The 25,094-nt window shown below is 71.7% G+C and carries 32 protein-coding genes; 15 read left to right on the top strand and 17 right to left on the bottom strand.

What is annotated here, in order from left to right:
* Position 1 precedes the first annotated feature (1 nt).
* From ABZU25_RS02930 to ABZU25_RS02920, 3 genes are all read left to right on the top strand, one after another.
* Positions 2-1,009, top strand: coding sequence for a LacI family DNA-binding transcriptional regulator (locus tag ABZU25_RS02930; RefSeq protein ID WP_355027621.1), 1,008 nt, complete (start codon positions 2-4; stop codon positions 1,007-1,009).
* A 215-nt stretch (positions 1,010-1,224) separates the two neighbouring features.
* Positions 1,225-1,638 carry a RidA family protein gene (locus ABZU25_RS02925; RefSeq protein WP_355027620.1) on the top strand — a complete coding sequence of 138 codons (414 nt, stop codon included), beginning with the start codon at positions 1,225-1,227 and terminating at the stop codon, positions 1,636-1,638.
* Position 1,639: 1 nt separating this feature from the next.
* Positions 1,640-2,536: a GNAT family N-acetyltransferase gene (locus tag ABZU25_RS02920; RefSeq protein ID WP_355027619.1), complete on the top strand. Its 897-nt coding sequence runs from the start codon at positions 1,640-1,642 to the stop codon at positions 2,534-2,536.
* 97 nt (positions 2,537-2,633) lie between these two features.
* On the opposite strand, the gene ABZU25_RS02915 is transcribed toward ABZU25_RS02920, so the two are convergent.
* Together ABZU25_RS02915 and ABZU25_RS02910 are read right to left on the bottom strand one after the other, a co-directional pair.
* Positions 2,634-3,149 carry an O-acetyl-ADP-ribose deacetylase gene (locus tag ABZU25_RS02915; RefSeq protein WP_355027618.1) on the bottom strand — a complete coding sequence of 172 codons (516 nt, stop codon included), beginning with the start codon at positions 3,147-3,149 and terminating at the stop codon, positions 2,634-2,636.
* Between the two features lies 1 nt (position 3,150).
* Complete coding sequence (locus ABZU25_RS02910) at positions 3,151-3,942, bottom strand: EI24 domain-containing protein (protein ID WP_355027617.1); 792 nt, start codon at positions 3,940-3,942, stop codon at positions 3,151-3,153.
* 197 nt (positions 3,943-4,139) lie between these two features.
* On the opposite strand from ABZU25_RS02910, the gene ABZU25_RS02905 reads away from it, so the two are divergent.
* The 5 genes from ABZU25_RS02905 to ABZU25_RS02885 are packed head-to-tail and all read left to right on the top strand — an operon-like array spanning position 4,140 to position 8,705.
* The gene (locus ABZU25_RS02905) at positions 4,140-5,048 is read left to right on the top strand and encodes an ABC transporter ATP-binding protein (RefSeq protein ID WP_355027616.1); all 909 of its coding nucleotides are present in this window, start codon (positions 4,140-4,142) and stop codon (positions 5,046-5,048) included.
* A 12-nt stretch (positions 5,049-5,060) separates the two neighbouring features.
* Positions 5,061-5,795: an ABC transporter permease gene (locus ABZU25_RS02900; RefSeq protein WP_355027615.1), complete on the top strand. Its 735-nt coding sequence runs from the start codon at positions 5,061-5,063 to the stop codon at positions 5,793-5,795.
* Between the two features lie 11 nt (positions 5,796-5,806).
* A complete protein-coding gene (locus tag ABZU25_RS02895) occupies positions 5,807-7,075 on the top strand; it encodes a sensor histidine kinase (protein ID WP_355027614.1) in 1,269 nt (422 codons plus the stop codon).
* Complete coding sequence (locus ABZU25_RS02890; RefSeq protein ID WP_355027613.1) at positions 7,072-7,713, top strand: response regulator transcription factor; 642 nt, start codon at positions 7,072-7,074, stop codon at positions 7,711-7,713. Before ABZU25_RS02895 ends, ABZU25_RS02890 begins: the two co-directional genes overlap by 4 nt.
* Before the next feature lie 23 nt (positions 7,714-7,736).
* Complete coding sequence (locus ABZU25_RS02885; RefSeq protein WP_355027612.1) at positions 7,737-8,705, top strand: YafY family protein; 969 nt, start codon at positions 7,737-7,739, stop codon at positions 8,703-8,705.
* Here ABZU25_RS02885 and ABZU25_RS02880 read toward each other — a convergent pair.
* The 6 genes from ABZU25_RS02880 to ABZU25_RS02855 form a co-directional block, all read right to left on the bottom strand.
* On the bottom strand, positions 8,696-9,610 hold the full coding sequence (locus ABZU25_RS02880) for an SDR family oxidoreductase (RefSeq protein WP_355027611.1): 915 nt from the start codon (positions 9,608-9,610) through the stop codon (positions 8,696-8,698). The two genes, ABZU25_RS02885 and ABZU25_RS02880, sit on opposite strands and share 10 nt — an antisense overlap.
* 56 nt (positions 9,611-9,666) lie before the next feature.
* Positions 9,667-10,404: an alanyl-tRNA editing protein gene (locus ABZU25_RS02875; RefSeq protein WP_355027610.1), complete on the bottom strand. Its 738-nt coding sequence runs from the start codon at positions 10,402-10,404 to the stop codon at positions 9,667-9,669.
* Positions 10,405-10,415: 11 nt separating this feature from the next.
* The gene (locus ABZU25_RS02870; protein ID WP_355027609.1) at positions 10,416-11,303 is read right to left on the bottom strand and encodes an alpha/beta hydrolase; all 888 of its coding nucleotides are present in this window, start codon (positions 11,301-11,303) and stop codon (positions 10,416-10,418) included.
* Positions 11,300-11,614 (bottom strand): DUF2516 family protein, encoded by a 315-nt coding sequence (locus ABZU25_RS02865; protein ID WP_088950380.1) that lies wholly within the window; start codon positions 11,612-11,614, stop codon positions 11,300-11,302. Before ABZU25_RS02865 ends, ABZU25_RS02870 begins: the two co-directional genes overlap by 4 nt.
* Positions 11,615-11,685: 71 nt before the next feature.
* Positions 11,686-12,390: a hypothetical protein gene (locus ABZU25_RS02860; protein ID WP_355027608.1), complete on the bottom strand. Its 705-nt coding sequence runs from the start codon at positions 12,388-12,390 to the stop codon at positions 11,686-11,688.
* Positions 12,387-13,001, bottom strand: a complete 615-nt coding sequence (locus ABZU25_RS02855; RefSeq protein WP_355027607.1) for a helix-turn-helix transcriptional regulator — start codon at positions 12,999-13,001, stop codon at positions 12,387-12,389. Before ABZU25_RS02855 ends, ABZU25_RS02860 begins: the two co-directional genes overlap by 4 nt.
* Positions 13,002-13,113: 112 nt before the next feature.
* On the opposite strand from ABZU25_RS02855, the gene ABZU25_RS02850 reads away from it, so the two are divergent.
* Positions 13,114-13,911 (top strand): alpha/beta hydrolase, encoded by a 798-nt coding sequence (locus tag ABZU25_RS02850; protein ID WP_355027606.1) that lies wholly within the window; start codon positions 13,114-13,116, stop codon positions 13,909-13,911.
* A 13-nt stretch (positions 13,912-13,924) separates the two neighbouring features.
* On the opposite strand, the gene ABZU25_RS02845 is transcribed toward ABZU25_RS02850, so the two are convergent.
* The 4 genes from ABZU25_RS02845 to ABZU25_RS02830 form a co-directional block, all read right to left on the bottom strand.
* Complete coding sequence (locus ABZU25_RS02845) at positions 13,925-14,884, bottom strand: asparaginase (RefSeq protein ID WP_355027605.1); 960 nt, start codon at positions 14,882-14,884, stop codon at positions 13,925-13,927.
* A 94-nt stretch (positions 14,885-14,978) separates the two neighbouring features.
* Positions 14,979-15,806, bottom strand: a complete 828-nt coding sequence (locus ABZU25_RS02840) for a 3-keto-5-aminohexanoate cleavage protein (RefSeq protein ID WP_355027604.1) — start codon at positions 15,804-15,806, stop codon at positions 14,979-14,981.
* 23 nt (positions 15,807-15,829) lie between these two features.
* Positions 15,830-16,942 carry a folate-binding protein gene (locus tag ABZU25_RS02835; protein ID WP_355027603.1) on the bottom strand — a complete coding sequence of 371 codons (1,113 nt, stop codon included), beginning with the start codon at positions 16,940-16,942 and terminating at the stop codon, positions 15,830-15,832.
* Positions 16,939-17,367 carry a Fur family transcriptional regulator gene (locus tag ABZU25_RS02830; protein ID WP_355027602.1) on the bottom strand — a complete coding sequence of 143 codons (429 nt, stop codon included), beginning with the start codon at positions 17,365-17,367 and terminating at the stop codon, positions 16,939-16,941. Before ABZU25_RS02830 ends, ABZU25_RS02835 begins: the two co-directional genes overlap by 4 nt.
* Before the next feature lie 69 nt (positions 17,368-17,436).
* Here ABZU25_RS02830 and ABZU25_RS02825 point away from each other — a divergent pair, with 69 nt between their 5' ends.
* Positions 17,437-18,315 (top strand): aminotransferase class IV, encoded by an 879-nt coding sequence (locus tag ABZU25_RS02825; protein WP_355027601.1) that lies wholly within the window; start codon positions 17,437-17,439, stop codon positions 18,313-18,315.
* Here ABZU25_RS02825 and ABZU25_RS02820 read toward each other — a convergent pair whose 3' ends face one another.
* Positions 18,316-18,906: an FABP family protein gene (locus ABZU25_RS02820; protein ID WP_355027600.1), complete on the bottom strand. Its 591-nt coding sequence runs from the start codon at positions 18,904-18,906 to the stop codon at positions 18,316-18,318.
* Between the two features lie 115 nt (positions 18,907-19,021).
* Positions 19,022-19,126 (bottom strand): small membrane protein MtfM, encoded by a 105-nt coding sequence (gene mtfM / locus ABZU25_RS02815; protein ID WP_030327764.1) that lies wholly within the window; start codon positions 19,124-19,126, stop codon positions 19,022-19,024.
* Positions 19,127-19,138: 12 nt separating this feature from the next.
* On the opposite strand from mtfM, the gene ABZU25_RS02810 reads away from it, so the two are divergent.
* The 3 genes from ABZU25_RS02810 to ABZU25_RS02800 all read left to right on the top strand — a co-directional run bounded on the left by ABZU25_RS02810 (position 19,139) and on the right by ABZU25_RS02800 (position 22,023).
* Positions 19,139-19,513, top strand: coding sequence for a DsrE family protein (locus ABZU25_RS02810; RefSeq protein WP_355027599.1), 375 nt, complete (start codon positions 19,139-19,141; stop codon positions 19,511-19,513).
* 78 nt (positions 19,514-19,591) lie between these two features.
* A complete protein-coding gene (locus ABZU25_RS02805) occupies positions 19,592-19,972 on the top strand; it encodes an SCP2 sterol-binding domain-containing protein (RefSeq protein WP_355027598.1) in 381 nt (126 codons plus the stop codon).
* Entirely contained in the window at positions 19,969-22,023 is a 2,055-nt protein-coding gene (locus tag ABZU25_RS02800; protein WP_355027597.1) for a glycogen debranching N-terminal domain-containing protein, read from the top strand. Before ABZU25_RS02805 ends, ABZU25_RS02800 begins: the two co-directional genes overlap by 4 nt.
* Positions 22,024-22,041: 18 nt before the next feature.
* Here ABZU25_RS02800 and ABZU25_RS02795 read toward each other — a convergent pair whose 3' ends face one another.
* Positions 22,042-22,905 carry a hypothetical protein gene (locus tag ABZU25_RS02795; RefSeq protein ID WP_355027596.1) on the bottom strand — a complete coding sequence of 288 codons (864 nt, stop codon included), beginning with the start codon at positions 22,903-22,905 and terminating at the stop codon, positions 22,042-22,044.
* 47 nt (positions 22,906-22,952) lie between these two features.
* A complete protein-coding gene (locus tag ABZU25_RS02790) occupies positions 22,953-23,408 on the bottom strand; it encodes a winged helix-turn-helix domain-containing protein (protein ID WP_355027595.1) in 456 nt (151 codons plus the stop codon).
* A gap of 368 nt (positions 23,409-23,776) precedes the next feature.
* Between ABZU25_RS02790 and ABZU25_RS02785 the strand changes: the two genes are divergently transcribed.
* Both ABZU25_RS02785 and ABZU25_RS02780 read left to right on the top strand, forming a co-directional pair.
* Positions 23,777-23,962 (top strand): hypothetical protein, encoded by a 186-nt coding sequence (locus ABZU25_RS02785; protein ID WP_355027594.1) that lies wholly within the window; start codon positions 23,777-23,779, stop codon positions 23,960-23,962.
* Positions 23,952-24,701 (top strand): hypothetical protein, encoded by a 750-nt coding sequence (locus ABZU25_RS02780; protein ID WP_355027593.1) that lies wholly within the window; start codon positions 23,952-23,954, stop codon positions 24,699-24,701. The genes ABZU25_RS02785 and ABZU25_RS02780 overlap by 11 nt, the downstream gene beginning before the upstream one ends.
* 70 nt (positions 24,702-24,771) lie before the next feature.
* Here the strand turns inward: ABZU25_RS02780 and ABZU25_RS02775 are convergent, their stop codons facing one another.
* Positions 24,772-25,092: a DUF1416 domain-containing protein gene (locus ABZU25_RS02775; protein ID WP_355027592.1), complete on the bottom strand. Its 321-nt coding sequence runs from the start codon at positions 25,090-25,092 to the stop codon at positions 24,772-24,774.
* Between the last annotated feature and the right edge of the window lie 2 nt (positions 25,093-25,094).

Genomic DNA, 25,094 nt, shown 5'->3' with positions numbered 1-25,094 from the left:
GATGACGACGGTGCAGCGGCCGACGCTTGAAGCGGTGGCAGCGCGGGCCGGGGTGTCCCGCGCCACCGTGTCCCGGGTGGTCAACGGCTCCACCACCGTCGCCGAACCGATCCGCGAGGCGGTCACCCGGGCGGTCGCCGAGTTGGGGTACGTCCCCAACCTGGCCGCCCGCAGCCTGGTCACCCAGCGCACCGACTCGATCGCCCTGGTCATGCCGGAGGCGGCCACCCGGGTCTTCTCCGACGACCAGGTCTTCCCCGGCATCATCCGGGGCGTCAGCCAGGAGCTGGAGGCGGCCGACAAGCAACTGGTGCTGATGCTCGCCGGCTCGCCGGCCGGGCACCATCGGGTCGAGCGGTACACCACCGGTCGGCACGTCGACGGCGTGCTCTTCGCGTCGCTGCACGGTGCCGACCCGCTGCCCGGCACGCTGGCCCGGCTCGGCATCCCGGTGGTGGTCAGCGGCCGGCCGCTCGGCGACGTGCCCGTCCCGTACGTCGACGTCGATCACGTGGCCGGGGTGACCGCGGCCGTCCGGCACATGATCGACAGCGGTCGTCGACGGATCGCGACCATCGCCGGGCCCCAGGACATGGTCGCCGGGATCGAACGGCTCAGCGGCTACCGCAGCACGGTCGCCGACGCGGGGCTGCCCGAGCTGATCGCCATCGGTGACTTCACCCGGGAATCCGGGTCGGCGGCGATGCGCCGCCTGCTCACCGAGCATCCCGACCTCGACGGCGTCTTCGCCGCCTCCGACCTGATGGCGCACGCCGCCCTGCGGACGCTGCGGGAGGCTGGTCGGCGCGTGCCGGAGGACGTCGCTGTCATCGGCTTCGACGACATCGAAACCGCTGCGTACACCGAGCCACCGCTGACCACCGTCCGGCAGCCGATCGTGGAACTCGGCCGGCGGATGACCCGCCAACTGCTCCGGCTGGCCGCCGGGGAGACCATCGAGCAGGCGATCATGCTCCCCACCGAGCTGATCCGCCGCGCCTCCGCCTGACCGGCCCCGCCGCACCCGCCGCACCCGCGCACCCGCCGCACCCGTGCACCCGTGCACCCGTGCACCCGTGCACCCGCAAGATCCGCACAACTTCAGGGTTGTTGGGGCCTCATGACGCCCGCAGGCCCCAACAACCCTGAAGTTGCTGCCTCCTCGCCGTGCGGGCGCGGGTTAATTCCTCGCTGGGGCGGACGATCTTGGTTAGCCTCACCGGCATGCCGGATCATGTCGCGTTGCTGCACGTCCCCGCACTCTCCGACGTCGCCGAATACGCCTACGCGGCCATCGTCGAGCCGCCCGCTCGGCTGGTTTTCACCGCTGGGGCATGCCCGCTGGACGCCGAGGGTCGCACCGTCGCGCCGGGCAATCACGCCGCGCAGGCCCGGCAGGTCATGGCGAACCTCAAGACCGCCCTCGCGGCGGCCGGCGCCACCCCCACCGACGTGGTCAAGACCACCGTGTACGTGGCGTCGTCGCAGCAGAAGGACCTGGTGACCGCCTGGGAGGTGGTGCGCGACTTCTTCGGCGACCACGACCCACCCAGCACCCTGCTCGGCGTCACAGTGCTCGGATACCCCGACCAGCTCGTCGAGGTCGAGGCCGTCGCCGCCGTACGGATGGGGGCCTGACATGCGAATTCGTGAGGCACAACCAAACGACGCCCCGGCCGTGGTGGCCCTGCGGGCGCTGGTCTTCCCGTACGTGGTGCGCGGGGTCGAGTCGACCCGGAAGATGATCGCCGAACCGCCGCCCGAGGAGGCGTGGACCGCCTTCGTGGCCGAGGTCGACGCCCGGGTGGTCGGCTGGGTGTCCGCCGAACGGATCGGGACGACATCAATTGCGAACTTCGGTGGCATCAACCTGCTGCACGTGCACCCGGAACACCGCCGGCGCGGCGTTGGCACGGCACTGCTGGCCGCCGCGACCGACTACCTCCGTCCGTTGGGAATCCGCCGGGTGCGTGCCGTGGCACTGCCGGACGCGCTGCCGTTCGCGCGCCGACACGGTTACGAGCCCAGTCGGGAGGTGCGCTACTCAGCGCTGGACCTGAATCCGGCACCCGCGCTGCCCGAGCCGCCTGCGGGCGTACGGCTGCGCCCGGTCGCCGACCTGGACCCACGCCTGTTGTACGTGGCCGACGTGGCCTCGGCGGCCGACGAGCCGGGCGACGTGCCGGTCGACGCGAAGAGCTACGAGAGCTGGCAGTACGAGGTGTGGGACAACCTCGGGCTGGACAAGGCGGCAAGCACCGCCGCCGTGGTCGACGGCGCTGTGGTCGCCTTCAGCCTCGTGAAGCGGGACGGAGACCGGATGTGGTCGGACTACACGGGGTCCGTCCCCGCGTACCGGGGGCGTGGGCTGGCCCGGCTGACCAAGGCGGCGGCGCTGCACCGGGCCGCCGCCAGTGGCGTACGGATCGCGTACACCTCGAACGACGAGGCCAACGCGCCGATGCTGGCGATCAACGCCCGGCTCGGCTACCGGCCGATCGCGGCCCAGTGGTCCTGCCTGGCCGAGCTGACCTGACCTCATGGAGATCAAGTGATGAGAAGTAGGTCAGAATCGCTCCGGAGACCTACTTCTCATCACTTGATCGAGGCGGGAGCGGCGGCCGGGGCTCACGTCAGCCGGCGTCGAAGATCCGACGGGCGGCGGCGTGGGTGTCGGCGCCGAACAGCACCAGGCGGGCCTCGGTGACGGTGGCCGGGGTGGCCGCGCACAGCACCGCCAGCGCCTGACCGACCGCGTCGTCGACCGGCCAGCCGTAGATGCCGGCCGAGATCAGCGGAAAGGCCACGGTGGCCGCGCCCACCTCGTCGGCCACCCGAAGGCTGTTGGCGTAGCAGTCGCGCAGCAGCGCCGAGCGGTCCTCGCTGGCGGACCAGACCGGCCCGACGGTGTGGATCACCCAGCGGGCTGGCAGCTCACCGGCCGTTGTCGCCACCGCCTGCCCGACGGCCAGGCCCTTGCCGTAGTGGGACGCCCGCAGCGCCCGGCACTCGGCGAGGATGGCCGGCCCGCCGCGCCGGTGGATCGCGCCGTCGACGCCACCGCCGCCGAGCAGGGACGAGTTCGCGGCGTTCACGATGGCGTCCACCCGCTGGGTGGTGATGTCCCCCTCGACCAGGGCGATCCCCATGTCAGGCCCTCTCGATCGGCTGGCCGAGCGATCGGCGGGCCAGCAGGGTGGCACCGGCGACCGCCGCCGGCATGATCAGCACCGCGCCGAGTGGGATGAGGAAGCAGAGGAAGACCGCCACGCCGAAGCCGAGCGAGGTGGCACGGTCGGCCTTCAGGATCGTCCGGCGCTGCGGCAGCCGCATCCCGCGCCGGTAGAACGGCGCACCGACCAGCTCGACGGCGAGGAACCAGCCGCCCACGGCCGCCCCGATGACCGGGACGACCGTCTGGCCGACCACCGGGATGAAGCCGGCGAGGAAGAGCGGGATCCCGACCAGCGCCGCGAGCGCCACCAGGCGTACCGAGTCGGCGAGGCTGCGGCGCAACGACGACCAGAAGGGCACGTCCACCGCGCCCGGGGTGCCGCCGTACCGCTGCTCGACCTGCTCGGAGATCTTCTCGTAGAACGGGTCACCGATGACCAGCGTGACAGCGGTGAAGGTGAGCACGCCGAGCAGGCCGCCGAGCCCCAGGAAGGCCAGCCCGGCGATCACCCGGACCAGGCTGCGGCCGGTGCTCGACCAGTCGTCGGCGAACGGGGTGACAAGCGCGGCGAGGTCGTCCACGAAATACACGAGCGTGGCGAGCGCGGCCAGGAAGAGCACGCCGGAGATCAGCGCCGGCACGATGCCGAGCAGCATCAACCCCGGGCTACGGACGTAGAGGCCCAACCCACGCAGGAGCAGCCCCGCCCCGGCGAGGAAGCGTCCGACGACCCCGGTCACCGGGCTGGCGATTCTGCTGACGTCCACGATCGACAAGCCTAACCAGCCCTGATCGAATCCGCCGGGCGGAGCGCTAGCAGCGATGTTTCTCGTACGCATCAACTGGTTGGCGGACGGTAGCGATCAACCGGGGACGCCGGGGTTCGTCGCCGACCGGTCGATTCGCCGCCGGGTCACCCCGACGACCCTTGAGGGGTACGAAGTCAGCGGCGGAAGGCGGCACGATGTCGGTCATTGAGGTGACCCACCTGAGGAAGCGGTACGGCGATCTGGTGGCGGTGGACGACGTGTCGCTCACCGTGGAGGCCGGGGAGATCTTTGGCGTCCTCGGTCCGAATGGCGCCGGCAAGACCAGCACTGTGGAGTGTGTCGCCGGGCTGCGTGTCCCCGACGGGGGCGGGGTGTCGGTCCTCGGGCTCGACCCCCGTCGGGACGCGGCCCAACTACGCCAGCGGGTCGGGGTGCAACTCCAGGAGAGCCAACTGCCGGACCGGCTGCGGGTGGCGGAGGCACTTGAGTTGTACGCCTCGTTCTACCGCAACCCGGCCGACCCGGCCGGGTTGATTGACAAGCTGGGTCTCGGCGACAAGCGGAACACCGCGTACAAGAAGCTCTCCGGCGGTCAGAAGCAGCGGCTCTCAATCGCGCTGGCCCTGGTGGGCAACCCGGAGATCGCGATCCTCGACGAGCTGACCACCGGGCTGGACCCGCAGGCCCGCCGGGACACCTGGGGTCTCATCGAACAGGTTCGCGACAGCGGGGTGACGATCGTGCTGGTCACCCATTTCATGGAGGAGGCCGAGCGGCTCTGCGACCGGGTCGCGGTGATCGACCGGGGCCGGGTGGTCGCCCTGGACAGCCCGGCGGGCCTGGTGTCGACTGTGGCTCCGCAGCAGCGGATCCGGTTCCGGCCCTCGACTCCGGTCGACGACCGGTTCCTCACCGACCTGCCCGAGGTCTCCGCCGTGCAGCGAACCGGCAGCCAGGTGGTAGTGACCGGCACCGGTGAGTTGCTGCACGCGGTGACCTCGGTGCTCGCCCGTCATCAGATCGTCGCCGCGGACCTGCGGCTGGAGCAGTCCACCCTCGACGACGCCTTCGTCGAGCTGACCGGGCACCGGCCCGCCAACTGAGAGGGAGTCAGCATGCACGCCTTTCGCAACATCCTGAGAATCGAGGCGCGGCTCTATCTGCGGGACCTGCCGACGCTGCTCCTCACCGTCGGGCTGCCCACCCTGATCCTTGTGGTACTCGGGCTGGTCCCCTCGCTGCGCAAGCCGGATCCGACCTTCGACGGGCAGACCTTCGTCAGCTATTTCGCCCCGTCACTGCTTGTGGTCACCCTCGCCATGGTGGGGGTGAACACCCTGCCCGCCGTGCTGGCGACCTACCGGGAACGCGGCGTACTGCGCCGGCTGGCGACCACCCCGGCGCACCCGGCGGCTCTGCTCGCCGCCCAACTGGTGCTGGCCCTGGCCGGGATCCTGGCCAGCGCGCTGCTGCTCATCCTCGTCGCCCGGCTGGCGTTCGGGGTGCCGCTCCCCCGGCACCCGCTCGGCTTCACGCTGGCGTTCATCCTCGGCACGGCGGCGCTGCTGGCGCTCGGCCTGCTGGTCGCCGCCGTGGCCAGGACGACGAAGGCGGCACAGGCCCTGGCCGTGCCGCTGTTCCTGGTCACCATGTTCTTCGGCGGGGTCTACCTCCCTCGGTTCCTGCTCCCGGACTTCGTGGCGCGGATCGGCGACTACACGCCGCCCGGGGTGCAGGCGCTCCTCGACGCCTGGACCGGCACCCCGCCGCAGCCACTGCACCTGGGGATAATGGCGGTGATCGCCGTGGTGGCCGGCGTCGGCGCGGCGAAACTGTTCCGCTGGGAGTGAGCGGAGATGCGATGACCTGCAACGGTGGGCACGACCGTCTGACCAGTTGGCGGGAGCACGAGGCGACCCTCTATCGCGTCTTCCCCTTCGGCGGGCTGACCCTGGGCACCCTGCTGGCCCTCGTCGCACCGGCACCTGACCATCTCGGGACGCTGCCCACCCTCGCTGTCGCCGTGGCGGCCGGATGCTGGGTCGCCTGGTTCGTCACAGTGCATCCCGGCTGGCAGAGCCGGCGCAGGCTGATGGCGATCTACTACGCCGGGCTGCTCACGTTCGCCGCCGCCCTCGTGGCCGCCAGTCCGTGGTACGGCTTCTTCGCCTGGATCGGCTACATCCATGCCTTTCCGGTGCTGCACTGGCGCTGGCGGGTCGCGGGCGTGGTCACCACGGCCACCCTCGTCGCCACGTCTCAGGGCGGTGGTGTGTCGGTGGTGGTGTCGCACTTGCCGCTCTGGCTGGTGCTGGTGCTGTTCAACCTGGTGGTGGCTGGCTCGGCGAGCTGGTTCGCGGTGGTCGCCGAGCAGGAGGACGCCAAACGCAAGCGGTTGGTGGCGGAACTCGGCGAGACCAACCGCCAACTCATCGACACGGTCAGTGAGAACGCCGGGCTGCACGCCCAACTGCTCACCCAGGCCCGGGAGGCCGGGGTGCTGGACGAGCGGCAACGAATGGCGCGGGAGATCCACGACACCCTGGCTCAGGGGTTGACCGGCATCATCACCCAGCTGGAGGCGGCCGAGCAGACCCGCGACCGGTCCGCCGACTGGCGCCGGCACGTCGACAACGCGCTCGCACTGGCCCGGGAGAGCCTCACCGAGGCCCGCCGCTCGGTACAGGCGGTCCGTCCGGAACCGTTGGAGACGGCTCGGCTACCGGATGCCCTCGTCGAGCTGGGCGGGCGCTGGTCGGCCCTGAACGGGGTACGAGCCGACGTGGCCACCACCGGCACGCCCCGCCCACTGCACCCGGAGGTCGAGGTGACCCTGCTGCGGGCCGCCCAGGAGGCGCTGTCCAACGTGGCCCGGCACGCCGCCGCGTCGCGGGTCGGGCTGACCCTGTCGTACATGGCGGACGTGGTCACGCTGGACGTCCGTGACGACGGGACGGGCTTCGACGTCACCGACCATCCGGTACCCCGCGAGCCGGGTGGCGGCTACGGGCTGACCGCCATGCGGCAGCGGGTGACCCGGGTGGGTGGCGAGTTGGCAGTCGAATCCGAGCCGGGCAGCGGCACCGCCCTCTCGGCGTCCGTCCCCGCGCTACCCGGCGGTGCCGGTTGACCGCCCCGGTACGACTGCTGATCGTCGACGACCATCCGGTAGTGCGGGACGGCCTACGGGGGATGTTCACCGGCGACAGCGATTTCGAGGTGGTGGGTGAGGCGGCGGACGGCTCGGAGGCATTGGTCCTGGTCGCGACGCTGCTGCCGGACGTGGTGCTGATGGACCTCCGGATGCCCGGGATGGACGGGGTGACCGCCATCGGCAGACTGGCTCGCGCCGGCAGTGCCGCCCGGGTGCTGGTGCTCACCACCTACGACACGGACGCGGACGTGCTGCCGGCGATCGAGGCCGGTGCGACCGGTTACCTGCTCAAGGACGCACCCCGGGAAGATCTGGTTCGCGCGGTCCGGGCCGCGGCGCGGGGTGAGTCGGTGCTCGCGCCGAGCGTCGCCGGCCGGCTGATGGGCCGGCTGCGCGCTCCTGCCGAGGAGCCGCTCAGTCAACGGGAGCTGGAGGTGCTGACCCTGGTGGCCCGTGGCGCCTCCAACCGGGAGGCGGCGACCCGCTTGTTCATCAGCGAGGCCACCGTCAAGACACACCTGCTGCACGTGTACGCCAAGCTCGGGGTCAATGACCGGGCCGCCGCGGTGGCCACCGCGTACGACCGAGGGCTGCTGACGCCCGGCGGGCGGTGAGCGGCACCGGGCAGGATGGGCGGGTGCGCGCGTCCCGACTGATCTCGTTGCTGTTGTTGTTGCAGGCGCGCGGGTCGATGACCGCGGGCGAGCTGGCGCGGGAGTTGGAAATCTCCGAGCGGACCGTCTACCGGGACGTGCTGGCCCTCTCCGCCGCCGGGGTGCCGGTCTACGCCGACCGGGGTCGGGCCGGCGGTTACCGGCTGCTCGGCGGCTACCGCACCCGGCTGACCGGGCTGACCCGGGACGAGGCGGAGGCGCTCTTCCTCACCGGGCTACCCGGACCGGCCGGCGACATGGGGCTCGCCGACGCGGTCGCCTCCGCCGAGCTGAAGGTGCTCGCCGCGCTGCCACCCGCCCTGCGCGACGCCCCGGCCCGTGCCGGGCAGCGGTTCCACCTGGACGTGCCGGGCTGGTTCCGGGAGACCGCGCCACCGCTCTGGCTTCCTGAGCTGGCCCGGGCGGTCTGGGGAGACCGGGTGGTGGAGTTGCGCTACCGACGCGGCGACCGGGAGGTGAGCCGCCGGGTCCAGCCGTACGGGCTGGTCCTCAAGAGCGGGGTCTGGTATCTGGTCGGCCGGGTCGGCGACGACGCGCGCACCTACCGGGTGGACCGGGTCACCGGGGTCGAGGTGGGTGCGGAGCACTTCGACCGCGACGAGGGCTTCGACCTGGCCGGGCACTGGCGCGAGCAGGCCGGGTCGTTCCTGCGGACCATGCTGCGGGCCGAGGTCGCCGTCCGGCTGAGCCCCGCCGGCCTGCGCCAGCTCCGACACCTGGTCGATGCCCCCTTCGTGTACGACGAGGTGGTCGCCGCCGCCGGCCCGCCCGACGGGCAGGGCTGGGTGGTGGCGCGGCTGCCCGTCGAGTCGGTCCAGGTGGCGTACCACCAACTGCTGGGGCTCGGCCCCGAGGTGGAGGTGCTCGGTCCACCCGAGCTGCGGCAGTTGTTGGCCGAGGCGGCCGACCGCCTCGGCGCGCTCTACCGGTAGCCGGTGACGTCCGCCGGCTTGCCCGCGTCGACCACCTCGATGATGTAGCGGAAGCCCTCGGGTTGGCTGCCGTCGAGGTCGGTGAACCCGTACACCTTGGACAGCGCGCCGGCATCGACGGACTGGCCGTTCCAGCGGGCCTTCTCCTCGTCGGCGGCGAGCGCGGCCACCGCACGGCCGACGAACACCGGGGTCTCCGAGATGAGGAAGTTGGGGTCGGTGGCGGCGCCGTCGCGCCAGTTCTCCTCGGTCACGCCGAAGTGCTCGAGCATCGCCTCGGAGCGGATCCAGCCGGGAGTGAGCGCCACCGCCGTGCAGCCGTGCGGCTTCAGCTCGTGCCCCTGGCTGAAGGCGAGCCGGTTGACCGAGACCTTGGCCAGGTCGTAGAAGACGGACAGCCGGTAGTTCTCGTCGTTGTACGCCTTGGTGCCGTCACCCATCTCCACCACCAGGCCGCCGGGCTTACGGATCAGCAGCGGCAGGGCGAAGTGGCTGGTGATGATGTGCGTGTGGATGGCCAGTCGGAGGGTGCGGAAACCCGCGTCGAGCGACTGCTCCCAGACCGGCTTGTTCCAGGTGACCAGTGGGTCGCCGCCCCAGATGTCGTTGACCAGCACATCGAGGCGGCCCTGCTCGGCGTCGATCCGGGCGACCAGGTCGCGGACCTGCTCGGGCACCAGGTGATCGACCTGGACGGCGATGCCGGTGCCCCCGGCGGCGGTGACCAGCTCGGCGGTCTCCTCGATGGTCTCCGGTCGGTCCATCTCGGAGCGGCCGGCGCGGGTGCTGCGACCGGTGGCGTAGACGGTGGCCCCGGCCGCGCCGAGCTGCACCGCGATCTGCCGTCCGGCACCCCGGGTGGCGCCGGCGACGAGCGCGATCTTTCCTGTGAGCGGTTGCGTCATGCCTGCGACGTTGTCAGGAATACCTGACAACCGCCGTCCGAATTCGTTACTCGGATCTAGTCCACGAGCCGGACGCGGACGCGGCGGTTGGCCCGGCCCTTGCTCTCCACCTTTACCACCTGCACCTTGCCGATCTGGGCGGTGGACGCGACGTGGGTCCCGCCGTCGGCCTGCACGTCCAGCCCGACGATGTCGACGATCCGGACCTCCTGCTCGTCCGGCGGGATGAGGTTGGACTGGGTACGGATGATGTCCGGCAGGGCCAGTGCCTCGGTGCGCGGCAGCACCCGCACGGCGACCGACCGGTCGGCGGCCACCTCGGCGTTGACCAGCTCCTCGATCCGGCTCTTGAAGTCCGGTGGCACCTCGGGGAGGTTGAAGTCCATCCGGGCCTCGCCTGGTTCCATGTTGCCGCCGGTGACCAGCGCGCCGAAGTCGCGGAACACCACACCGCAGAGCACGTGCAGCCCCGAGTGGGTACGCATCAGTCGGCTGCGGCGCTCGTCCTCCAGCGCGCCGACGACCTCGCTGCCGGCCGGTGGCAACGGGTCACCCTCGGCGGGGATCAGGTAGAGGTCGTCGCCCTTGCGGGTGCCGACGATCCGGGTCTGCACGCCCTGCCACAGCAGCACCCCGTGGTCCGGAGGTTGGCCGCCGCCGCCTGGGTAGAACGCCGAGCGGTCCAGGACGATGCCCTGCTCGGGGTCGGCGTGCAGGACCGTGCAGGTCCACTCGCGCACTGTCGGGTCGGCGAGGTCGAGCCGGTGCGTGCGGCCATGTCGTGTGACGCCCATGACAGCGCAGATTACTCGTTGAGGAAGCCGGAGATACGGTCCCGCAGGTCGGCGCGTTCCGTCCAGAGGACGCCGGGCCTGTCGTACACGTGCAGGGTGGCCTGGGGCAGCGCGGCGGCGAGCCGCTCGGCGACCTCGACCGGATGCAGGTCGTCGCCCACGCAGCCGATGACCAGCGCCGGCGCGGTGACCGCCGCCAGGTCACCGATCTGGCGCAGCGACGTCTGCTCGGCCAGCGTGGCCAGGCCTTCGGCCAGACCGTCGCGCAGCAGCTGGTCGAGCCGCTGCCGCAGGTACGCCCAGCCGGCCGGGGTGTTGCGCACCGCCGCGGGCAGCTCCAGTGCGACGACGTCGGCGACCGCCGAGGCCTCCCCGCTCTGCACCGCCTCCAGCAGCTCGGTGATCCGTTCGTGGGCGACCGGCCCGCGCGGCTCGTCGAGCACCGCCGGTAGGAAGAAGACAAGCTTCTCGAAACGCTCCGGGCTCTCCGCGAGCAGGCGGCAGAGGGCACCGGCACCGAGGCTCGCGCCGAATGCCCGGCTGGCCCCGCCGAGGTCCGCTATCGCGCGCAGATCCCGGGCCAGGTCCAGGTAGTTCCACGGCCCGTCCGGGGCATCGGACCGGCCGTGCCCGCGGAACTGGAAGAACACCTTGCGGCCGGTCACCCCACTGCCGAACGGGCGGGTGGTGGCGATGCCGTTGCCCAGCCCGTGCGCGAAGACGGTGACCGGATCACCGGTGCCGGTGACCAGCCGTTCCAGCCGTACGCCGTGCGGGGTGGTGACCAGCTCGGTCTCCGGCTCCGGCAGCGCCGGTCGGCCGGTACGCGGCCCACCCGGGCCGGGACCCCAGGTGCGGGGGCCACTGTCCGGTGGGGGCGGCCAGCGAAAACCTCTCACCAGAACCCTTTGCCGTCGCTCAGGTCGCGCAGACCGACCCGAACGTCGAGGAGATAGATCAGACCGGCGGCGATGCCGATCAGACCGAAGAGGCTGATCGGGCCGAAGCCGAGCAGGGTGAGCACGAGGCAGACGGCGAGGATGGCGATCCAGCCGCCCTTCGGGAGGGTGCCAATGGCGGGGAAGGCGTCGGAGCGCTGGGTGATCGCGTGCACCAGGGCGACGCCCTGGACGATCAGCGCGAAGACGAGCAGGATCAGCTCGATCACGTAGCGGACTTCGAACGCGAAGATCGGCGCGGCGTTGGCCATGCCGGCAAGCTTATGTCGAGGACCCCGGCTACGTCCGACAAGGACGCCGCCGGGGTCGTCGACAGGACGAACTACTCGGCCGTCGGGCGGGTCCGCTTGGTGGCCCCGGGGAGCTTCGCCGACGGGGTCGCGACGGGCTTGGCAGCCTTCGGCGCCCCAGCGGCCTTCTTGACGGCGGCCGGCTTGGCCTCGGCGATCTCGGCCACGTCGGCCGGGGTCGGCACCTCGGCCGGGGTCGGCACCTCGGCCGGGGTCGACACGTCGGCCGGGGCGGCGGTGCCGGGCGTCGCGGCCTGGGTCGCCTCGATGTCGGCGTTGACCGTCTCGGCGGCCTCCAGCACGCCGTTGCCGACGACCCGCTCACCACGGGCGACCAGCGCGCCGTACGCGGCGTAGGCCCGCTCCTGGGCGGCCTGCGCGCCCGCGAATACCATGATGGCGTTGCGGGTGGCGGCAGCCCGCAGCTTGTCGAGGTCGGCGGCCTCGCGCAGCTTGGCCAGGTCGGCCGACTCGCGGAGCTTGGCCAGGTCCAGTTCGGCCTGCGCCCGCTCGCGCAGCGTCCCGGCGGTCTCGTTGGCGGTACGCAGCGTCTCGGTGGCCTTCTGCCGCAACTCGAAGCCGGTCAGCACGGCCCGACCACCCAGGTCGGCGACGACCCGGGTGCCGAGGACGCCGACCACGGCCGGGAGCTTGCGCAGGTGCTCGATTGCCAACTCACCGGCGCCGGCGGCGGCGTAGAGCGGGGCGGGGATGCGGTTGGTCTTCGGCTCGCTCATGAGGTCTCCTCCTCGGCCACCGTGGCGGCCTCGCGGGCCGCCGGACCGGCGGCCTTCTTCTCGGGGGTGCTGGTGCTGCCCGGGGCGGGTGCGGTGCCCGCCTCGGTGACGGCGACCGACTCGAGTACGGCCTCGGTCGGGGTGCCGCCTGCGGTGGTGGGGCCGGTGGCGGCCAGGTTGGCCACGTCGGCGGGCTCGTCGGCGACGTCGGTCGGGGTGGTCGGGGTGGTCGCGCCGACGCCCTCGGCGGTGGCCTGGGCCTCGGCCAGCCGGGTGTTCTCCCGGCGAAACGTCTCGTAGATCTGGCTGAGCGACTGCTTCTGGGCCATCGTCAGGTCGGCGTCCACCGCGATGGCGGCCAGCACGCCGTGGCCCTCCTTGTCGTCCAGCAGCCCGGCGCGCAGGTACATCGCCGGGGTGGACACCCGCAGCGCGCTCGCCAGTTGCTGGAGCACCTCGGCGCTCGGCTTGCGCAGGCCGCGTTCGATCTGGCTGAGGTACGGGTTGCTGACCCCCGCCTGCTCGGCGAGCTGCCGCAGCGAGATCTTGGCGTTGCGCCGCAGATCGCGGATGAACCCGCCGACGTCGGGAAGGTCCTTGGGTGTGGCCATGACAGCGACGCTAACCGGGCGCGCTAGCTATTGCAAGCAAAATGCTTGCCATAGTTAGCAACGTCTCAACGTCCCGTTTGCGCGCCGGTTCGCCGATCCGTACGGTCCGTTCGTGCACAAGATCACAGTCAATGGAGCAAGCATCGCGTACGACGAGGCCGGCACCGGTTCGCCGGTAGTGCTGCTGCACGCCGGCATCGCCGACCGACGGATGTGGCGGGGGCAGTTGTCCGCGCTCGCCACCCGGCACCGGGTGATCGTTCCGGACCTTCGCGGCTACGGAGACTCGGAGCTGCCCCCGACCCCGTTCACGCACCACGACGACGTGGCCGGGCTGCTGGACGCGCTCGACCTGCCCCGGGCCGCCCTGGTCGGCTGCTCCTTCGGTGGGTCGGTCGCCATCGACACCGCACTGGCCCACCCCGACCGGGTGAGCGCGCTCGCGCTGTTCGACACCGCGGTCTCCGGCAACGAGTGGTCCGAGGAGGCGAACGACCTCTGGGACAACCTGGTCGGAGAGGTCGACCCCGACGACTTCGTCGCCGGGGCGGCCGGCGAGGTGCGGTTCTGGGTGGTCGGCCCGGCCCGCCAGCCGGAGGATGTCGACCCCGAGCTGGTCGCGTTCGCACAGGAGATGGACCAGCGTGCCCTCGCCGCCGAGCTGGCGCTCGGCGCGGTCGAGGTGGGCGAGCTGACGCCGCCGGCGATCGATCGCCTCGGCGAGCTGAAGGTGCCTGTCCTGGTCACCGCCGGAGCCGCGGACGTGCCGGACATCAGGCGGCTCGCCGACCGGATCGCCGCCGAGGTCCCCGGCGCGGCACGACTCCCCGACGTACCCGACGCCGGGCACCTGCTGCCGCTGGAGCGTCCGGAGTCGGTCAACGCCGCCCTGCTCGACTTCCTGAGCTGAACGCGCGGCGCTGTCACCAGAGCGGGCGGACCGCGCCGACCGGGACGCCACCGCCGAACAGCGGCACCTCCGCGTACTCGGTAAGCACCGGGGCGTCCACGCCGAGCCGGCGCAGCGCGGAGACCAGCACCGGCATCCGGGCGCGGTCGGCGCCGTCGTCGATCTTCAGGGCGACGGCGCCGACGCCCGGCAGGGCCACCGCGATCACACCCTCGGCACCGACCTTCGCCAGCAGGCCCGGAACCCCACGCATGAGCCGGGTGTCGTCGGCCTGGGTGCCACCGACGATCTCCGGGTACGCGCGCATGGCGTCGGCCACGGCCCGTGGCGCCGAGCCGGGCTCGGCGTCGACCAGCCGGAGGTACGCCCCGGCGAGGCCGGTCAGCGACACGGCGAGCACCGGGGCGCCGCAGCCGTCCACACCCACCGCCGCCGCCTGCTCGCCGGTGAACTCCTCGATGGCCGCCCGCAACCACTGCTGCAACGGGTGCTCCGGCCGCCAGTAGCCATCGCGTGGCCACCCGGCGGCCTCGCAGGTCAGCAGCATTCCGCTGTGCTTGCCGGAGCAGTTCATCTGCACCCTGCTCGGCCCGCCACCGGCGCGCAGCACAGCCTCCCGGGCCGCCGTGCCCACCGGCAGGTCGGGCGGGCAGTGCAACGCTTCCGCGTCCAGCCCGGCGCGCTCCAGCAGCGCACCGACCCGGGCCAGGTGGAAGTCCTCACCCGCGTGGCTCGCCGACACCAGGGCCAGGTCAGCCGGGTCGGTAAGCGTCAGACCGGCCCGAAGCATCCCGATCGCCTGCATCGGCTTACTGGCCGACCGGGGAAAGACCGGCGACGTCACGTCCCCGGCGGCAGCCACCGCCACGCCAGCGGCATCCAGCACCACCACCGAGCCGCGGTGCGCACCCTCCACGAACCCGGACCGGACCACCTCGGCGAGCGGCGCGCCGCCCTCGTACGTCTTCGTCACGCGCTGGACGGTACCGACGGTCCCGGGGTGCCCGTCGGCGGGGTGACCAGGTGGTCCTCCGCCCGGGTGACAGGAGCGCGGGACCGGCCCGGCCTTACAGCCCGAGCAGCTCGCGAGCCTCGGTGGTGGTCAGCGGCGGGCGCTGCGCGAGCTGGGCGAAACCCACAGCGCGGGCGACCAGTTGCATGTTGGACTCCACCGGCCGGCCCTTCGCGTACGTCACGGTGTCCTCCATGCCGACCCGCAGGTGCCCGCCGGTCGACAGCGCGGCCAACAACACCGGGAGGGTGCTGCGGCCGACGCCGGTGGCCGAGAAGGTGGTGCCCTCGGGCAGGTCGCGCAGCATCCGGTGGGCGGCCACCAGCGTCTCGGTGGTACCCGGCATGCCGCCCGGCACGCCCATCACGAAGTCGACGTGCACGTGCCCGCCGGCCGGCAGCCCGTACCTGCCGAGCAGTCGCTGCAACGCGGACAGGTGGCCGAGGTCGAAGATCTCGTACTCCGGCACGATCCCGCGCTCCTGCATCCGGGTGTGCAGGTCGACGATGAACTCCCAGCGGTTGAGGAAGACGTCGTCGCCGAAGTTGACAGTGCCCATGGTGCAGGAGGCCATGTCCGGCCGGGCATCGAGCACGGCGAGCCGGGCCGCCTCCGGGTCGGTCACCGCGCCGCCGGACGAGAGCTGCACGATCAGGTCGGTGCTGTCCCGCAGCGCCGCCACCGTGTCGGCAAGACGCACCGGGTCGAGGGTCGGCCGGGCCTCGTCGTCGCGGATGTGGACGTGGATCACGGCGGCGCCGAGCGCCTCGCACTCCTTGGCGGTGAGCAGCAGCTCGTCGAGGGTCACCGGCAGTGCCGGCACCTCCGCCTTGGCCGACTCCGCGCCGGTCGGAGCCACCGTGATCAACGTCCCTGTCGTCATGCCGGCGATCCTAGACGGCCCGCTCAGGACGGGTCGATCGCCGCCGCCGTCTCCCCGATCCGCAGCGCGGCGTCGTCCGGGACGTTCCGCTTCACCACCGCGAGGGCGACCTGCCCCAGCTCGTGGTGCAGCACGGCGGTGCCGACGAAACCCACCGCCCGGCCGTCGAGGGTCACCGGCGTACCGGCCGTCGGCGGTTGATCGGTGGTCACCCCGTCCAGGTGCAGCAGTACGAGGCGACGCGGCGGCCGGCCCATGTTGTGCACCCGGGCCACCGTCTCCTGCCCCCGGTAACAACCCTTGTCGAGATGCACCGCCGGGCCGATCAGATCCACCTCAGCCGGAATGGTCCGGTGATCGGTGTCCACCCCGACCCGGGGCTGCCGGGCGGCCACCCGGATCGCCTCGTACGCCCACAGGCCGGCGACCGGCACACCCGCGCCGCGTAGCTCCGCCACCACCTGCTCCATCGCCGAGCGGGGCACCAGCAGGTCCACCCCGAGCAGGCCACGCCGCGCCCAGCCGCCGATCGGCAGCGGTTTGACGTCGTACCGAACACTCGCTCGCGGTGGCACGGCCCCGGCGGCGAACTTCGGACCGGGCACCGCGACCAGGTCCGGTGCGGCCAGCCCGGTCACGCCGAGCGTGGCCAGCGCCTCGGTCGCCGCCGGCCCGACCAGCGACAGCAACGCCCGCTCGGCGGTCGCGTCGCGCGGGTCGACCCGGCTGAAGAACCGCATCTTCTCCAGGTACCCGAGCAGGCCCTCTGTCGCACCCGGGTCGGTGTCCAGCCAGGCGGTCTCGCCGTCCTCCGCGACCAGCGCGTGCTGCTCGACGTGGCCGTGCGGGGAGAGCACCAGCAGCTCGGTGCCCTCACCGGCGGCAAGCGTCGTCAGGTGCTGCGAGGTGATCGTGTGCAACCAGCCGGCGCGCTCCTCCCCGGGCACCGCAATGATCCCCCGGTGCGACCTGTCGACAAGGCCGACCTCGGTGTCGAGGGTGCGCTGCTCGCGCAGCGGGTCCCCGTAGTGGGCGGCCACCCCCCGCACCCCGGCCGCGACGTGCGCCGGGTCCGGCTGGTCGCGGCTCGCCTCGTCGATGCTCTCGACGGCCACCGCACCCGCGATGTCGATCATTTGTCGTCCCCGTTCTCGCAGCGTACGCAGACGCCGAAGAGTGACACGTGCCCGATATCCACCCGGAACCCCCGCTGCACGGCCAACTCGTCGGCGAGCGGCCGGAGCAGCCCCGGATCGATCTCGTCGATCGCCCCGCACTCCCGGCAGACCAGGTGGACGTGTTGGTGCTCACCCGCCGCGTGATAGGTCGGTGAGCCGTGCGACAGGTGCGTGTGGGTGACCAGGCCGAGCCGTTCCAGCAGCTCAAGCGTGCGATAGATGGTGGTGATGTTGACGCCGGCGGCGACCTCCCGGACGGCGGTGTGCACCTGCTCCGGGCTGGCGTGCCCCAGATCGAGCACCGCCTGGAGGACGAGCTGCCGTTGGGGCGTCAGCCGCAGCCCACGGGCCCGCAGCATTTCCGCGAGGGAGGATTCGGACACCCCCCGATCATAGTTCGGCCACCATGCCGGTCCGCGCACCGCGATCGACCGCCGCTACGCTCGATGGTCATGGTGATGTCGCCCGCCGGGAAGGTCGGGGCCGGTCCGACCGCACGGATCGTCGTCCTCGGGCGCGGCCCGGTGCCGGCCGGCGACCCCGTGCTCCGCGGTGACGACCTCGGCGTACTCCGGGGCGACGGCCTCTTCGAGACCATGCACCTGCGTCAGGGCCGGCCGTGGCTGCGCGACGAACACCTGGCCCGCCTGGTCGCCGCGGCCGACGCCGTCGAACTGGCCGTGCCGCCCACCGCGGCGCTGATCGACCTGCTCGACGAGGTGTGCGCAGGCTGGCCAGCGTCGGTGGAGGGGGCGCTTCGGCTGGTCTGCACCCGGGGCCCGGAGACCGGCGGCCCGCCGACGGTCTACGCCACGCTGGCCGCGGTGCCGGCGGCCTCCCGGGCGGCCCGGCGGGCCGGGATCAGTGTGGCCACCCTGCCGCTGGGGGTGCCCGCCGACGCCCGCAACGGGCTGAGCTGGCTGCCGGCCGGGATCAAATCGACGTCGTACGCGGTAAACAGCGCCGCCCGCCGCTGGGCCGACCGGACCGGGGTGGACGACGTGCTCTGGATCTCCTCCGACGGTTACGCCCTGGAGGGCCCCTGGGCCAACGTGGTGTGGCTCACCGACGAGACGCTCTGCACGGTGCCGGCCGCCACCACCGGCATCCTTGCCGGCACGACAGTGGCCTGGTTGCTCGCCCACGCCGCCGAGCTGGGCCTGCGTGCCGCCGAGCGGATGGTCACCACGGCCGAGCTGCACGCGGCGAACGGCGTGTGGTTCACCTCGTCGGTACGCGGGGCCGTCGAGGTCCACACGCTGGACGGGGTGCGCCGGGCCCGCTGCCCGCGCACCCCCGCCCTGCAGGCTCTGCTGGGTTTTCCCGGCTAGTCAGCCGCCGACCCGGACGAGCCGGGCGGAGAGGTGCGGGCTGAGCGCCTGCCCCACCGCGGCCATCTCCTGGGCGTAGAGCAGCGCGCCCTCGACGATGCCGAAGAGCCGCCTCCCGCCGGTGACCTCCTTGGCGGTCGGAGTCCGCACCACCGCGTCGGTGGCGAACTCCACCTGGGTGCCGGTGCGCTTACCCAGGTGCAGCTCCATCACCCCGGTCGGCGTGGTCAGCAGCACCTCCAGCTCATCGGTCACCCGTCCGTCCACCAGCACCGGCCGCCACCAGCCGACCTCGCGACCGGCCGGACGGACCGGCTTGCTGTGCTCGTCGAGAATCCAGGCGCGGGACTCGTAGTGCAGGAACGGCCGGCCGTCGTGGCTGATCCGGATCTCCTGCCCGTAGTCGAAATCCTCGATGGTGGGGAAACCACCCTTGCCCCGGCCACGCCAGAGGCCGATGTAGGGCAGCAGACCGTCCAGCGCGGGGTGCAGCTTCGGCCCGACCCGCAGGTCGTGACTCTCCTCGAACGGGTACTCCTCGACCGGCGGCGCGTTCAGCCACGGCGGCTGTAGCGGGTTCTCGTCACTCACAGCGCCGCCTTCGTTCGCGACTGCGGGGCTCGCAAGCCCGGCTCACTCCTCGCGCTCACCAACGCCGCCTTCGTTCGCGACTGCGGGGCTCGCAAGCCCGGCTCACTCCTCGCGCTCACCAACGTCCTCTCGAAATGCGTACGGCAAGGTAGACCAGGCCACCGGCGAGCCCGCCCAGGCCAGCGACCAACAGGCTGACAAACCCGATCTCGGTAACCATCCCGGCCATCCTATGCTGGGCCACATGGCCCGCACTCTCGTCGTCAAGGCCACCGCTGGGGCGGACGCCCCGGAGCGGTGTGCGCAGGCATTCACCGTCGCCGCGACGGCGGTCGCGGCCGGAGTGGACGTGTCGCTCTGGCTCACCGGTGAGTCGACCTGGTTCGCCCTGCCCGGTCGCGCCCAACAGTTCGAGCTGCCGCACTCCGCGCCGCTGGCCGAGTTGCTGCACGTCATCCTGACCAGTGGCCGGGTGACCGCCTGCACCCAGTGCGCGGCCCGACGCCAGATCGGCCCGGACGACGTACTGCCCGGGCTCCGGATCGCGGGTGCCGCCGTCTTCGTCGAGGAGGCCATGGCCGAGGGTGCGCAGGCGCTCGTCTACTGACCACCCGACGCGGTCTGTCGATTCGAGCGGAGTGCCGATACCGACCCGACATCCCGGACGACTGCCTACGATTCGGATGTGACCGAGGCGACGGAGAGGTTCTTCGAAGCGCTGCCGTCCCGCGCCCCCGACATTCTGGGCGGCCTGGCCGACGGAACCCTTCAGATCGACCTCGGCGACGACCACCAGACCGAGCACTGGCTGGTCCGGATGCGGCCCGGGTCGGTGCAGATCAGCCGAGGGCGCGGCCCGGCCGACGCCATCTGGTACAGCAGCGCCGACCTCTTCGACCGACTGATCGCCGGCAAGGCCCAGGCTGTCGCGGCGGTGCTGCGCAACGAGAGCACGTTCAGCGGCAACGTGGTGCTCTTCCTCGCCTTCCGCCGGTTCTTCCCGGACCCGCCCGGCACCCGCGACCCCCGGGACAGGGCGCGCAGAACAGCCGGACGACCGGCGTGAAGGAACTCGTCAGCATCCTGGACGGCAACACCTTCCTGGTCAGCGACCGGCGGGGGGACATCGAACCGTCCTACGACTTCCCCACCGGGCTGTTCTCCTTCGACACCCGATTCCTGTCCACGTGGGTGCTCACCCTGGACGGCGAACGGCTGCACGCCCTCTCCGTCGACGACGCCGAGTCGTACCGCACCAAGTTCTTCCTCGCCCCCGGGGAACCCACGCACTACCTGGACGCGAAGGCGTCGGTGATCCGCAGCCGGGCGATCGTGGGCAGCTTCGAAGAGGAGCTGACAGTGCTGAACCACCTCGGCGCGGAGGTCGAGTGCACCGTCCGGATCGAGATGGGGGCCGACTTTGCCGACCTGTTCGAGATCAAGGATTCGCGGCGGAAGCGGGGCCAGACCACCGTCTCGGTCGGCGAGCACGAACTGCGGCTGACCTACCGGCGGGAGGCGTTCCACCGGGAGACGGTGGTCAGCACCAGCGCGCCGGCGCAGGTCGATGCCACCGGGATGACCTTCCGGATCCGGGTCGCCCGGAACAGCAGGTGGACCACCCGGCTGCACGTCTCCAGCGTCGTCTACGGGGCCCGTGGCGAGGACATCCGGGCCACCCTGCCGTACGGGGGCAGCCGTAGCGCGGACGTCATCCGGGCCGAGCAGCAGGAGCTGATCGACCGGGCGCCGAAGCTCGGGTGCGACTGCGAGCCACTGGCCGGGGCGTACCGGCGCAGCCTCAACGACCTGGCCGCCCTGCGCTACGAGTCGATCGCCCTGGGCGTGCGGCTGATCGCCGCAGGACTGCCCTGGTTCATGACCCTGTTCGGCCGGGACAGCATCATCACCTCACTACAGGTGCTGCCGTTCCTGCCGGAGCTGGTCCCACCGACCATCCTGATGCTGGCCGGACTCCAGGGGCACCGGGTGGACGACTTCCGGGACGAGGAACCCGGCAAGATCCTGCACGAACTGCGGTACGGAGAGACCGCCGGCTTCGAGGAGCAGCCGCACTCGCCGTACTACGGGTCGGCCGACTCGACACCACTGTTCATCATCCTGATCGACGAGTACGAGCGTTGGACGGGAGACTCCGCGCTGGTCCGTCGGCTGGAGCCGCAGGTCCGCGCGGCGCTGAAGTGGATCGACACGTACGGCGACCTGCTCGGCACCGGCTACCTCTGGTACCAGACCCGCAACCCGGAGACCGGCCTGCCGAACCAGTGCTGGAAGGACTCCTGGGACGCCATCTCGTACGCCGACGGCCAGTTTCCCGGCTTTCCCCGGGCGACCTGCGAGCTGCAGGGGTACGCGTACGACGCGAAGATGCGGGCCGCCCGGCTGGCCCGGACCTTCTGGAACGACCCGGAGTACGCCGACCGACTGGAGCGGGAGGCCGCCGACCTCAAGCGGCGGTTCGACCGCGACTTCTGGATCGCCGACCGCGAGTACTACGCGCTCGCGCTGGACGCCGACGGCCGGCAGGTGGACGCGCTTACCTCGAACATCGGGCACCTGCTGTGGAGCGGCATCGTGGACGAGTCCCGTGCCGGCAAGGTGGTCGAGCACCTGCTCGGGCCACGCCTGTTCTCCGGGTGGGGAGTGCGAACGCTCGCCGAGGACGAGGGGCGGTACAACCCGATCGGGTACCACGTGGGCACGGTGTGGCCGTTCGACAACTCGATCATCGCCTGGGGACTGTGGCGGTACGGCTTCCGGAACGAGGCGGGGAAGCTCTGCGACACGATGCTGGCGGCGTCCCGATACTTCGAGGGGCGGCTGCCGGAGGCGTTCGCCGGCTACGACCGGGATCTCACCGACTACCCGGTGGAGTACCCGACGGCGTGCAGCCCCCAGGCCTGGTCGACCGGCACCCCACTGCTGCTGCTCCGGGTGATGCTCGGGTTGGAGCCGCAGGGCGAGCACCTGATCATCGACCCGGCCGTGCCACCGGGGATGGGCCGGGTCGAGCTGCTGGACATCCCTGGCCGGTGGGGCATGGTCGACGCGTTGGGGCGCAGCCGGGAACCGTCGGATCAGCCGGGCGACGGCTGACCTGAGGACCGGCCCGGCTCAGCTCGGGCAGCCGACGGTGGCGGCCAGCCGGGTGTCGTCCGGAGCGAGGTCGGCGAGCACCGTGACCGGGCCGGTGCGGTACGCGTACACCGGAGGCTTGTCCAGCAGTGGGGTGCCGTCGGCCAGCGGGGCGAGGGAGTCCGTCGACGCGGCCGGGCCGGGACCGCCCGCGGACCGCACGGTGCGGGCCAACCCGCCGCCCGGGCAGGGCGCGGTGACCGGCTCCGGCGCGGCGTCACCGGGCCGGCCGAGCGCCACCAGCGCGGCGGTCAGGGCGGCGGCTTCCGGACCGGCGACGGTCGACTGGGCTGGCCGGTAGCCGGAGCCGACCGGCCGGCAACCGGTGTCGACGAGCAACAGCACCCGGCCGTCCACTGTCGGCCGGCCCTCGACGGCCACGAACTCACCGGCGTCGGCGTGCAGCTCGGGACCGTTCAGCCCGGGGCCGACGCCGGCCCGCCACCTCGCCGGCAGCCGATCGGCGATGCCCGCCAACACGGCCTGCTCGGTGCCGGTGGGCGCGAGCACGCCGACCTCACGTCGCAGCCTCGCCCCCTCGGCGAACGGGGTGACCCGGCAGCCCGCCGCGATCCGCGGCGGGCTCAGCTCCAGCAGGCCGGCGGCGCCGGCCGCCCGGGCCAGTTCGCCGACCGCCCGGTCGACCACCGGGCCGGCCTGGTCGAGGGAACGCTGCTCGCGAACGGTCGGCGGGTCAGTGCGGACCGACGTCCAGGTGAGCGCGGCCAGCAGCACGGTCCAGGCCACTGTCGCGGCCAGCAGCCAACGCCGCCGTCGCCGGGCGGGTGCCGGCACGGCGGGACCGGCCGAGGAGGCCCAACCCGTCTGGACAGCACCGCTCACCCGGCCATGGTGTCACGCGTCCGCCGCCGGCCCGGCGGCGGAGGCGCTCAGGTCGACCGGGGCGGTGGATCGAGCTGGTAGCCGATCCCCCGGACAGCGTGCACCCGCGGCCCTCCCGGGATATCACGCAGCTTCCGCCGGAGCTTCTTGATGGCGGAGTGCACGATCGCGCTGCCCCGGAACGGGCCGCTCCAGACGGCGGCGAAGAGCTGTTCGTAGCTCCACACCACCACCGGCGGGCCAATGAGCAGGGCGAGCAGCTCACGTTCGGTGGGGGTGAGCGTGATTGGGTCGCCGTGCCAGGTGACCTGCTGTCTGGTGCGGTCGACGACCAACTCGCCCCACTCGACCGAGCACTGCGCCACTACCTCTGGAGGGACCGGCCCAACCGCCGGCTGCGGGGCATTCGGCGAGGGAAACAGCATCGCCCGCAACTGGACCAGGTCTGCGCAGCTCACCACCTGACCAACCCCGTCGAGCTGTCGCCGCACCCGCTCAAGCATCGAGGCATCAGCGCTGACGCAAACGACGATCGGAACTTTTTCACCGGACACGCCGCCGTCTGTACCAGCCGTAATCTCCACACCTAAATAGTGACGCATGCCGATGGGGTGAGTGGACCGCTCGCGCTCTTGGTGACACTCAGCTTGCTCCCGACTACCACAAGACGGGTCTCATCCATGCCCGGCAGGCCGCACAACCCGCGATTGCTGTCGCAGAACCGACACCAGCGCAACCGAGGAGCCGGTGCCATCGGTTGACGGTGGGTAGTGGACTAGTGACGCGAGGATCTGTAACGCGGTCCGCGTCGTCGGAGGGAGGCACTAGGGTGACGCCAACAGCGACGTCGTCGACGGCGGGAGGACCAGCAATGGGCACCGCCATCGTCAGGACTCAGCAGGAGCTGCAAGAGTGGCGAGCTCGCCTGTTGGAGCGCGTCCATATGAGCAAAGAGACGCTGTACGACCTGGGCCGCAACTTCGAGCTTCGCGCCGACGAACGCAGCGTCTACGAGATGGTCCGCTCCATCGACTATCTGCTCGGCGATGACGACTGACGGGGCTCCCGTCTCTCCGGACCTGATCGCCCGAGCCAGCGCTTTCGCCGACGACATCACCAGCCGAGTGCAACGGGTAGTGAAGACAGACAAGCATCTGTCCGCGCTGCTGATGCCCGGCAGGAACGGCGGTCGCGTCATGGTGGGCATCGTCGAGGGAGACGATTTCGGCACCTTTCCGCTGTACATCAACAATAAGCACCGCCTTGACCTGCTGATCAAGTTCAACTGCTGCATGGATTCGAGCGGCAGGCACCTGGCCACGGACGCCTCTTGGCTCCATGTCACGCCCAAGGGTGACAAGGCTCCCTTGTTCCGCTATGAGTATGTCCGGGAGTTTCAACCCGGCGTGCCCTGCGCTCACCTCCACGTGCACGGCCACCGGGACGAATTCGCCTTTGTCATGCAGGACGGGCCAAGCGGACGCCCCAAAGCCCGTAGGCGCAGGCACGAGGTGCCACGGCTTGCCAAGTTCCACTTCCCGCTCGGCGGACACCGCTTTCGGCCCTGTGTCGAGGATGTCCTGCAGGCGGTGGTGGAGGAGTTCTGCGTCGACACTGTCGAGGGGTGGCGGAGCGCAGTCGGCGAAGGTCGGGAGAAGTGGCGCAGGCTCCAATTACTGGCGGCGGTGCGCGACGCTCCGGGCATCGCCGCTCGGGCGCTGGAGGAGCTGCAATACAAGGTCGTTCCGCCCGACTCAGCCCCTGCCGACAAGCAGAGCAGGATGCGAGCTTACTGACGCTTCGGAAGAGACGACCGGGGCCGGCCACCCGGGTGGGTGACCGGCCCCGGTCGATCAGAGCGGTGGGTCAGGCGACAGTGACGGCAACCTCGTTGACACCCCGACCGGCGGTGACGGCGGTGTCGCCGTTGCCGTGCCGGGACAGGGCCCGCAGCGTCCAGGAACCCGGCGCGGCGAAGAACCGGAACTGGCCGGCGGCCGAGGTCACCACCTCGGCGGTGAACTCGCCGGTCGAGTCGAGCAGCCGGACGTACGCGCCCGGCACCGGCTCGTCCTCAGCGGAGCGGACGATGCCGGTGATGACGGTTTCCTTCTCCAGGTCCAGGCTGGCCGGCAGCGGTGCGGCCTGGTCAGGTGCGGCGCAACCAGCGGCGGTGGGGAGGGTCATGA

Origin of the sequence: Micromonospora sp. NPDC005215, assembly GCF_040607915.1 — a bacterium.
Lineage (GTDB): Bacteria > Actinomycetota > Actinomycetes > Mycobacteriales > Micromonosporaceae > Micromonospora.
This window is presented reverse-complemented; position numbering and strand designations above follow the sequence as displayed.

Bases quoted from the DNA above. Each gene is read 5' to 3' on its own strand.
- ABZU25_RS02855 (WP_355027607.1), bottom strand. From the start codon at position 13,001: ATGGCCACACCCAAGGACCTTCCCGACGTCGGCGGGTTCATCCGCGAT.
- ABZU25_RS02840 (WP_355027604.1), bottom strand. From the start codon at position 15,806: ATGACGACAGGGACGTTGATCACGGTGGCTCCGACCGGCGCGGAGTCG.
- ABZU25_RS02785 (WP_355027594.1), top strand. From the start codon at position 23,777: ATGGGCACCGCCATCGTCAGGACTCAGCAGGAGCTGCAAGAGTGGCGA.
- ABZU25_RS02810 (WP_355027599.1), top strand. From the start codon at position 19,139: ATGCTGGGCCACATGGCCCGCACTCTCGTCGTCAAGGCCACCGCTGGG.
- ABZU25_RS02925 (WP_355027620.1), top strand. From the start codon at position 1,225: ATGCCGGATCATGTCGCGTTGCTGCACGTCCCCGCACTCTCCGACGTC.
- ABZU25_RS02825 (WP_355027601.1), top strand. From the start codon at position 17,437: ATGGTGATGTCGCCCGCCGGGAAGGTCGGGGCCGGTCCGACCGCACGG.
- ABZU25_RS02900 (WP_355027615.1), top strand. From the start codon at position 5,061: ATGCACGCCTTTCGCAACATCCTGAGAATCGAGGCGCGGCTCTATCTG.
- ABZU25_RS02915 (WP_355027618.1), bottom strand. From the start codon at position 3,149: ATGGGGATCGCCCTGGTCGAGGGGGACATCACCACCCAGCGGGTGGAC.
- ABZU25_RS02930 (WP_355027621.1), top strand. From the start codon at position 2: ATGACGACGGTGCAGCGGCCGACGCTTGAAGCGGTGGCAGCGCGGGCC.
- ABZU25_RS02775 (WP_355027592.1), bottom strand. From the start codon at position 25,092: ATGACCCTCCCCACCGCCGCTGGTTGCGCCGCACCTGACCAGGCCGCA.
- ABZU25_RS02875 (WP_355027610.1), bottom strand. From the start codon at position 10,404: ATGGGCGTCACACGACATGGCCGCACGCACCGGCTCGACCTCGCCGAC.
- ABZU25_RS02920 (WP_355027619.1), top strand. From the start codon at position 1,640: ATGCGAATTCGTGAGGCACAACCAAACGACGCCCCGGCCGTGGTGGCC.
- ABZU25_RS02860 (WP_355027608.1), bottom strand. From the start codon at position 12,390: ATGAGCGAGCCGAAGACCAACCGCATCCCCGCCCCGCTCTACGCCGCC.
- ABZU25_RS02865 (WP_088950380.1), bottom strand. From the start codon at position 11,614: ATGGCCAACGCCGCGCCGATCTTCGCGTTCGAAGTCCGCTACGTGATC.
- ABZU25_RS02895 (WP_355027614.1), top strand. From the start codon at position 5,807: ATGACCTGCAACGGTGGGCACGACCGTCTGACCAGTTGGCGGGAGCAC.
- mtfM (WP_030327764.1), bottom strand. From the start codon at position 19,126: ATGGTTACCGAGATCGGGTTTGTCAGCCTGTTGGTCGCTGGCCTGGGC.
- ABZU25_RS02905 (WP_355027616.1), top strand. From the start codon at position 4,140: ATGTCGGTCATTGAGGTGACCCACCTGAGGAAGCGGTACGGCGATCTG.
- ABZU25_RS02835 (WP_355027603.1), bottom strand. From the start codon at position 16,942: ATGATCGACATCGCGGGTGCGGTGGCCGTCGAGAGCATCGACGAGGCG.
- ABZU25_RS02790 (WP_355027595.1), bottom strand. From the start codon at position 23,408: ATGCTTGAGCGGGTGCGGCGACAGCTCGACGGGGTTGGTCAGGTGGTG.
- ABZU25_RS02880 (WP_355027611.1), bottom strand. From the start codon at position 9,610: ATGACGCAACCGCTCACAGGAAAGATCGCGCTCGTCGCCGGCGCCACC.
- ABZU25_RS02780 (WP_355027593.1), top strand. From the start codon at position 23,952: ATGACGACTGACGGGGCTCCCGTCTCTCCGGACCTGATCGCCCGAGCC.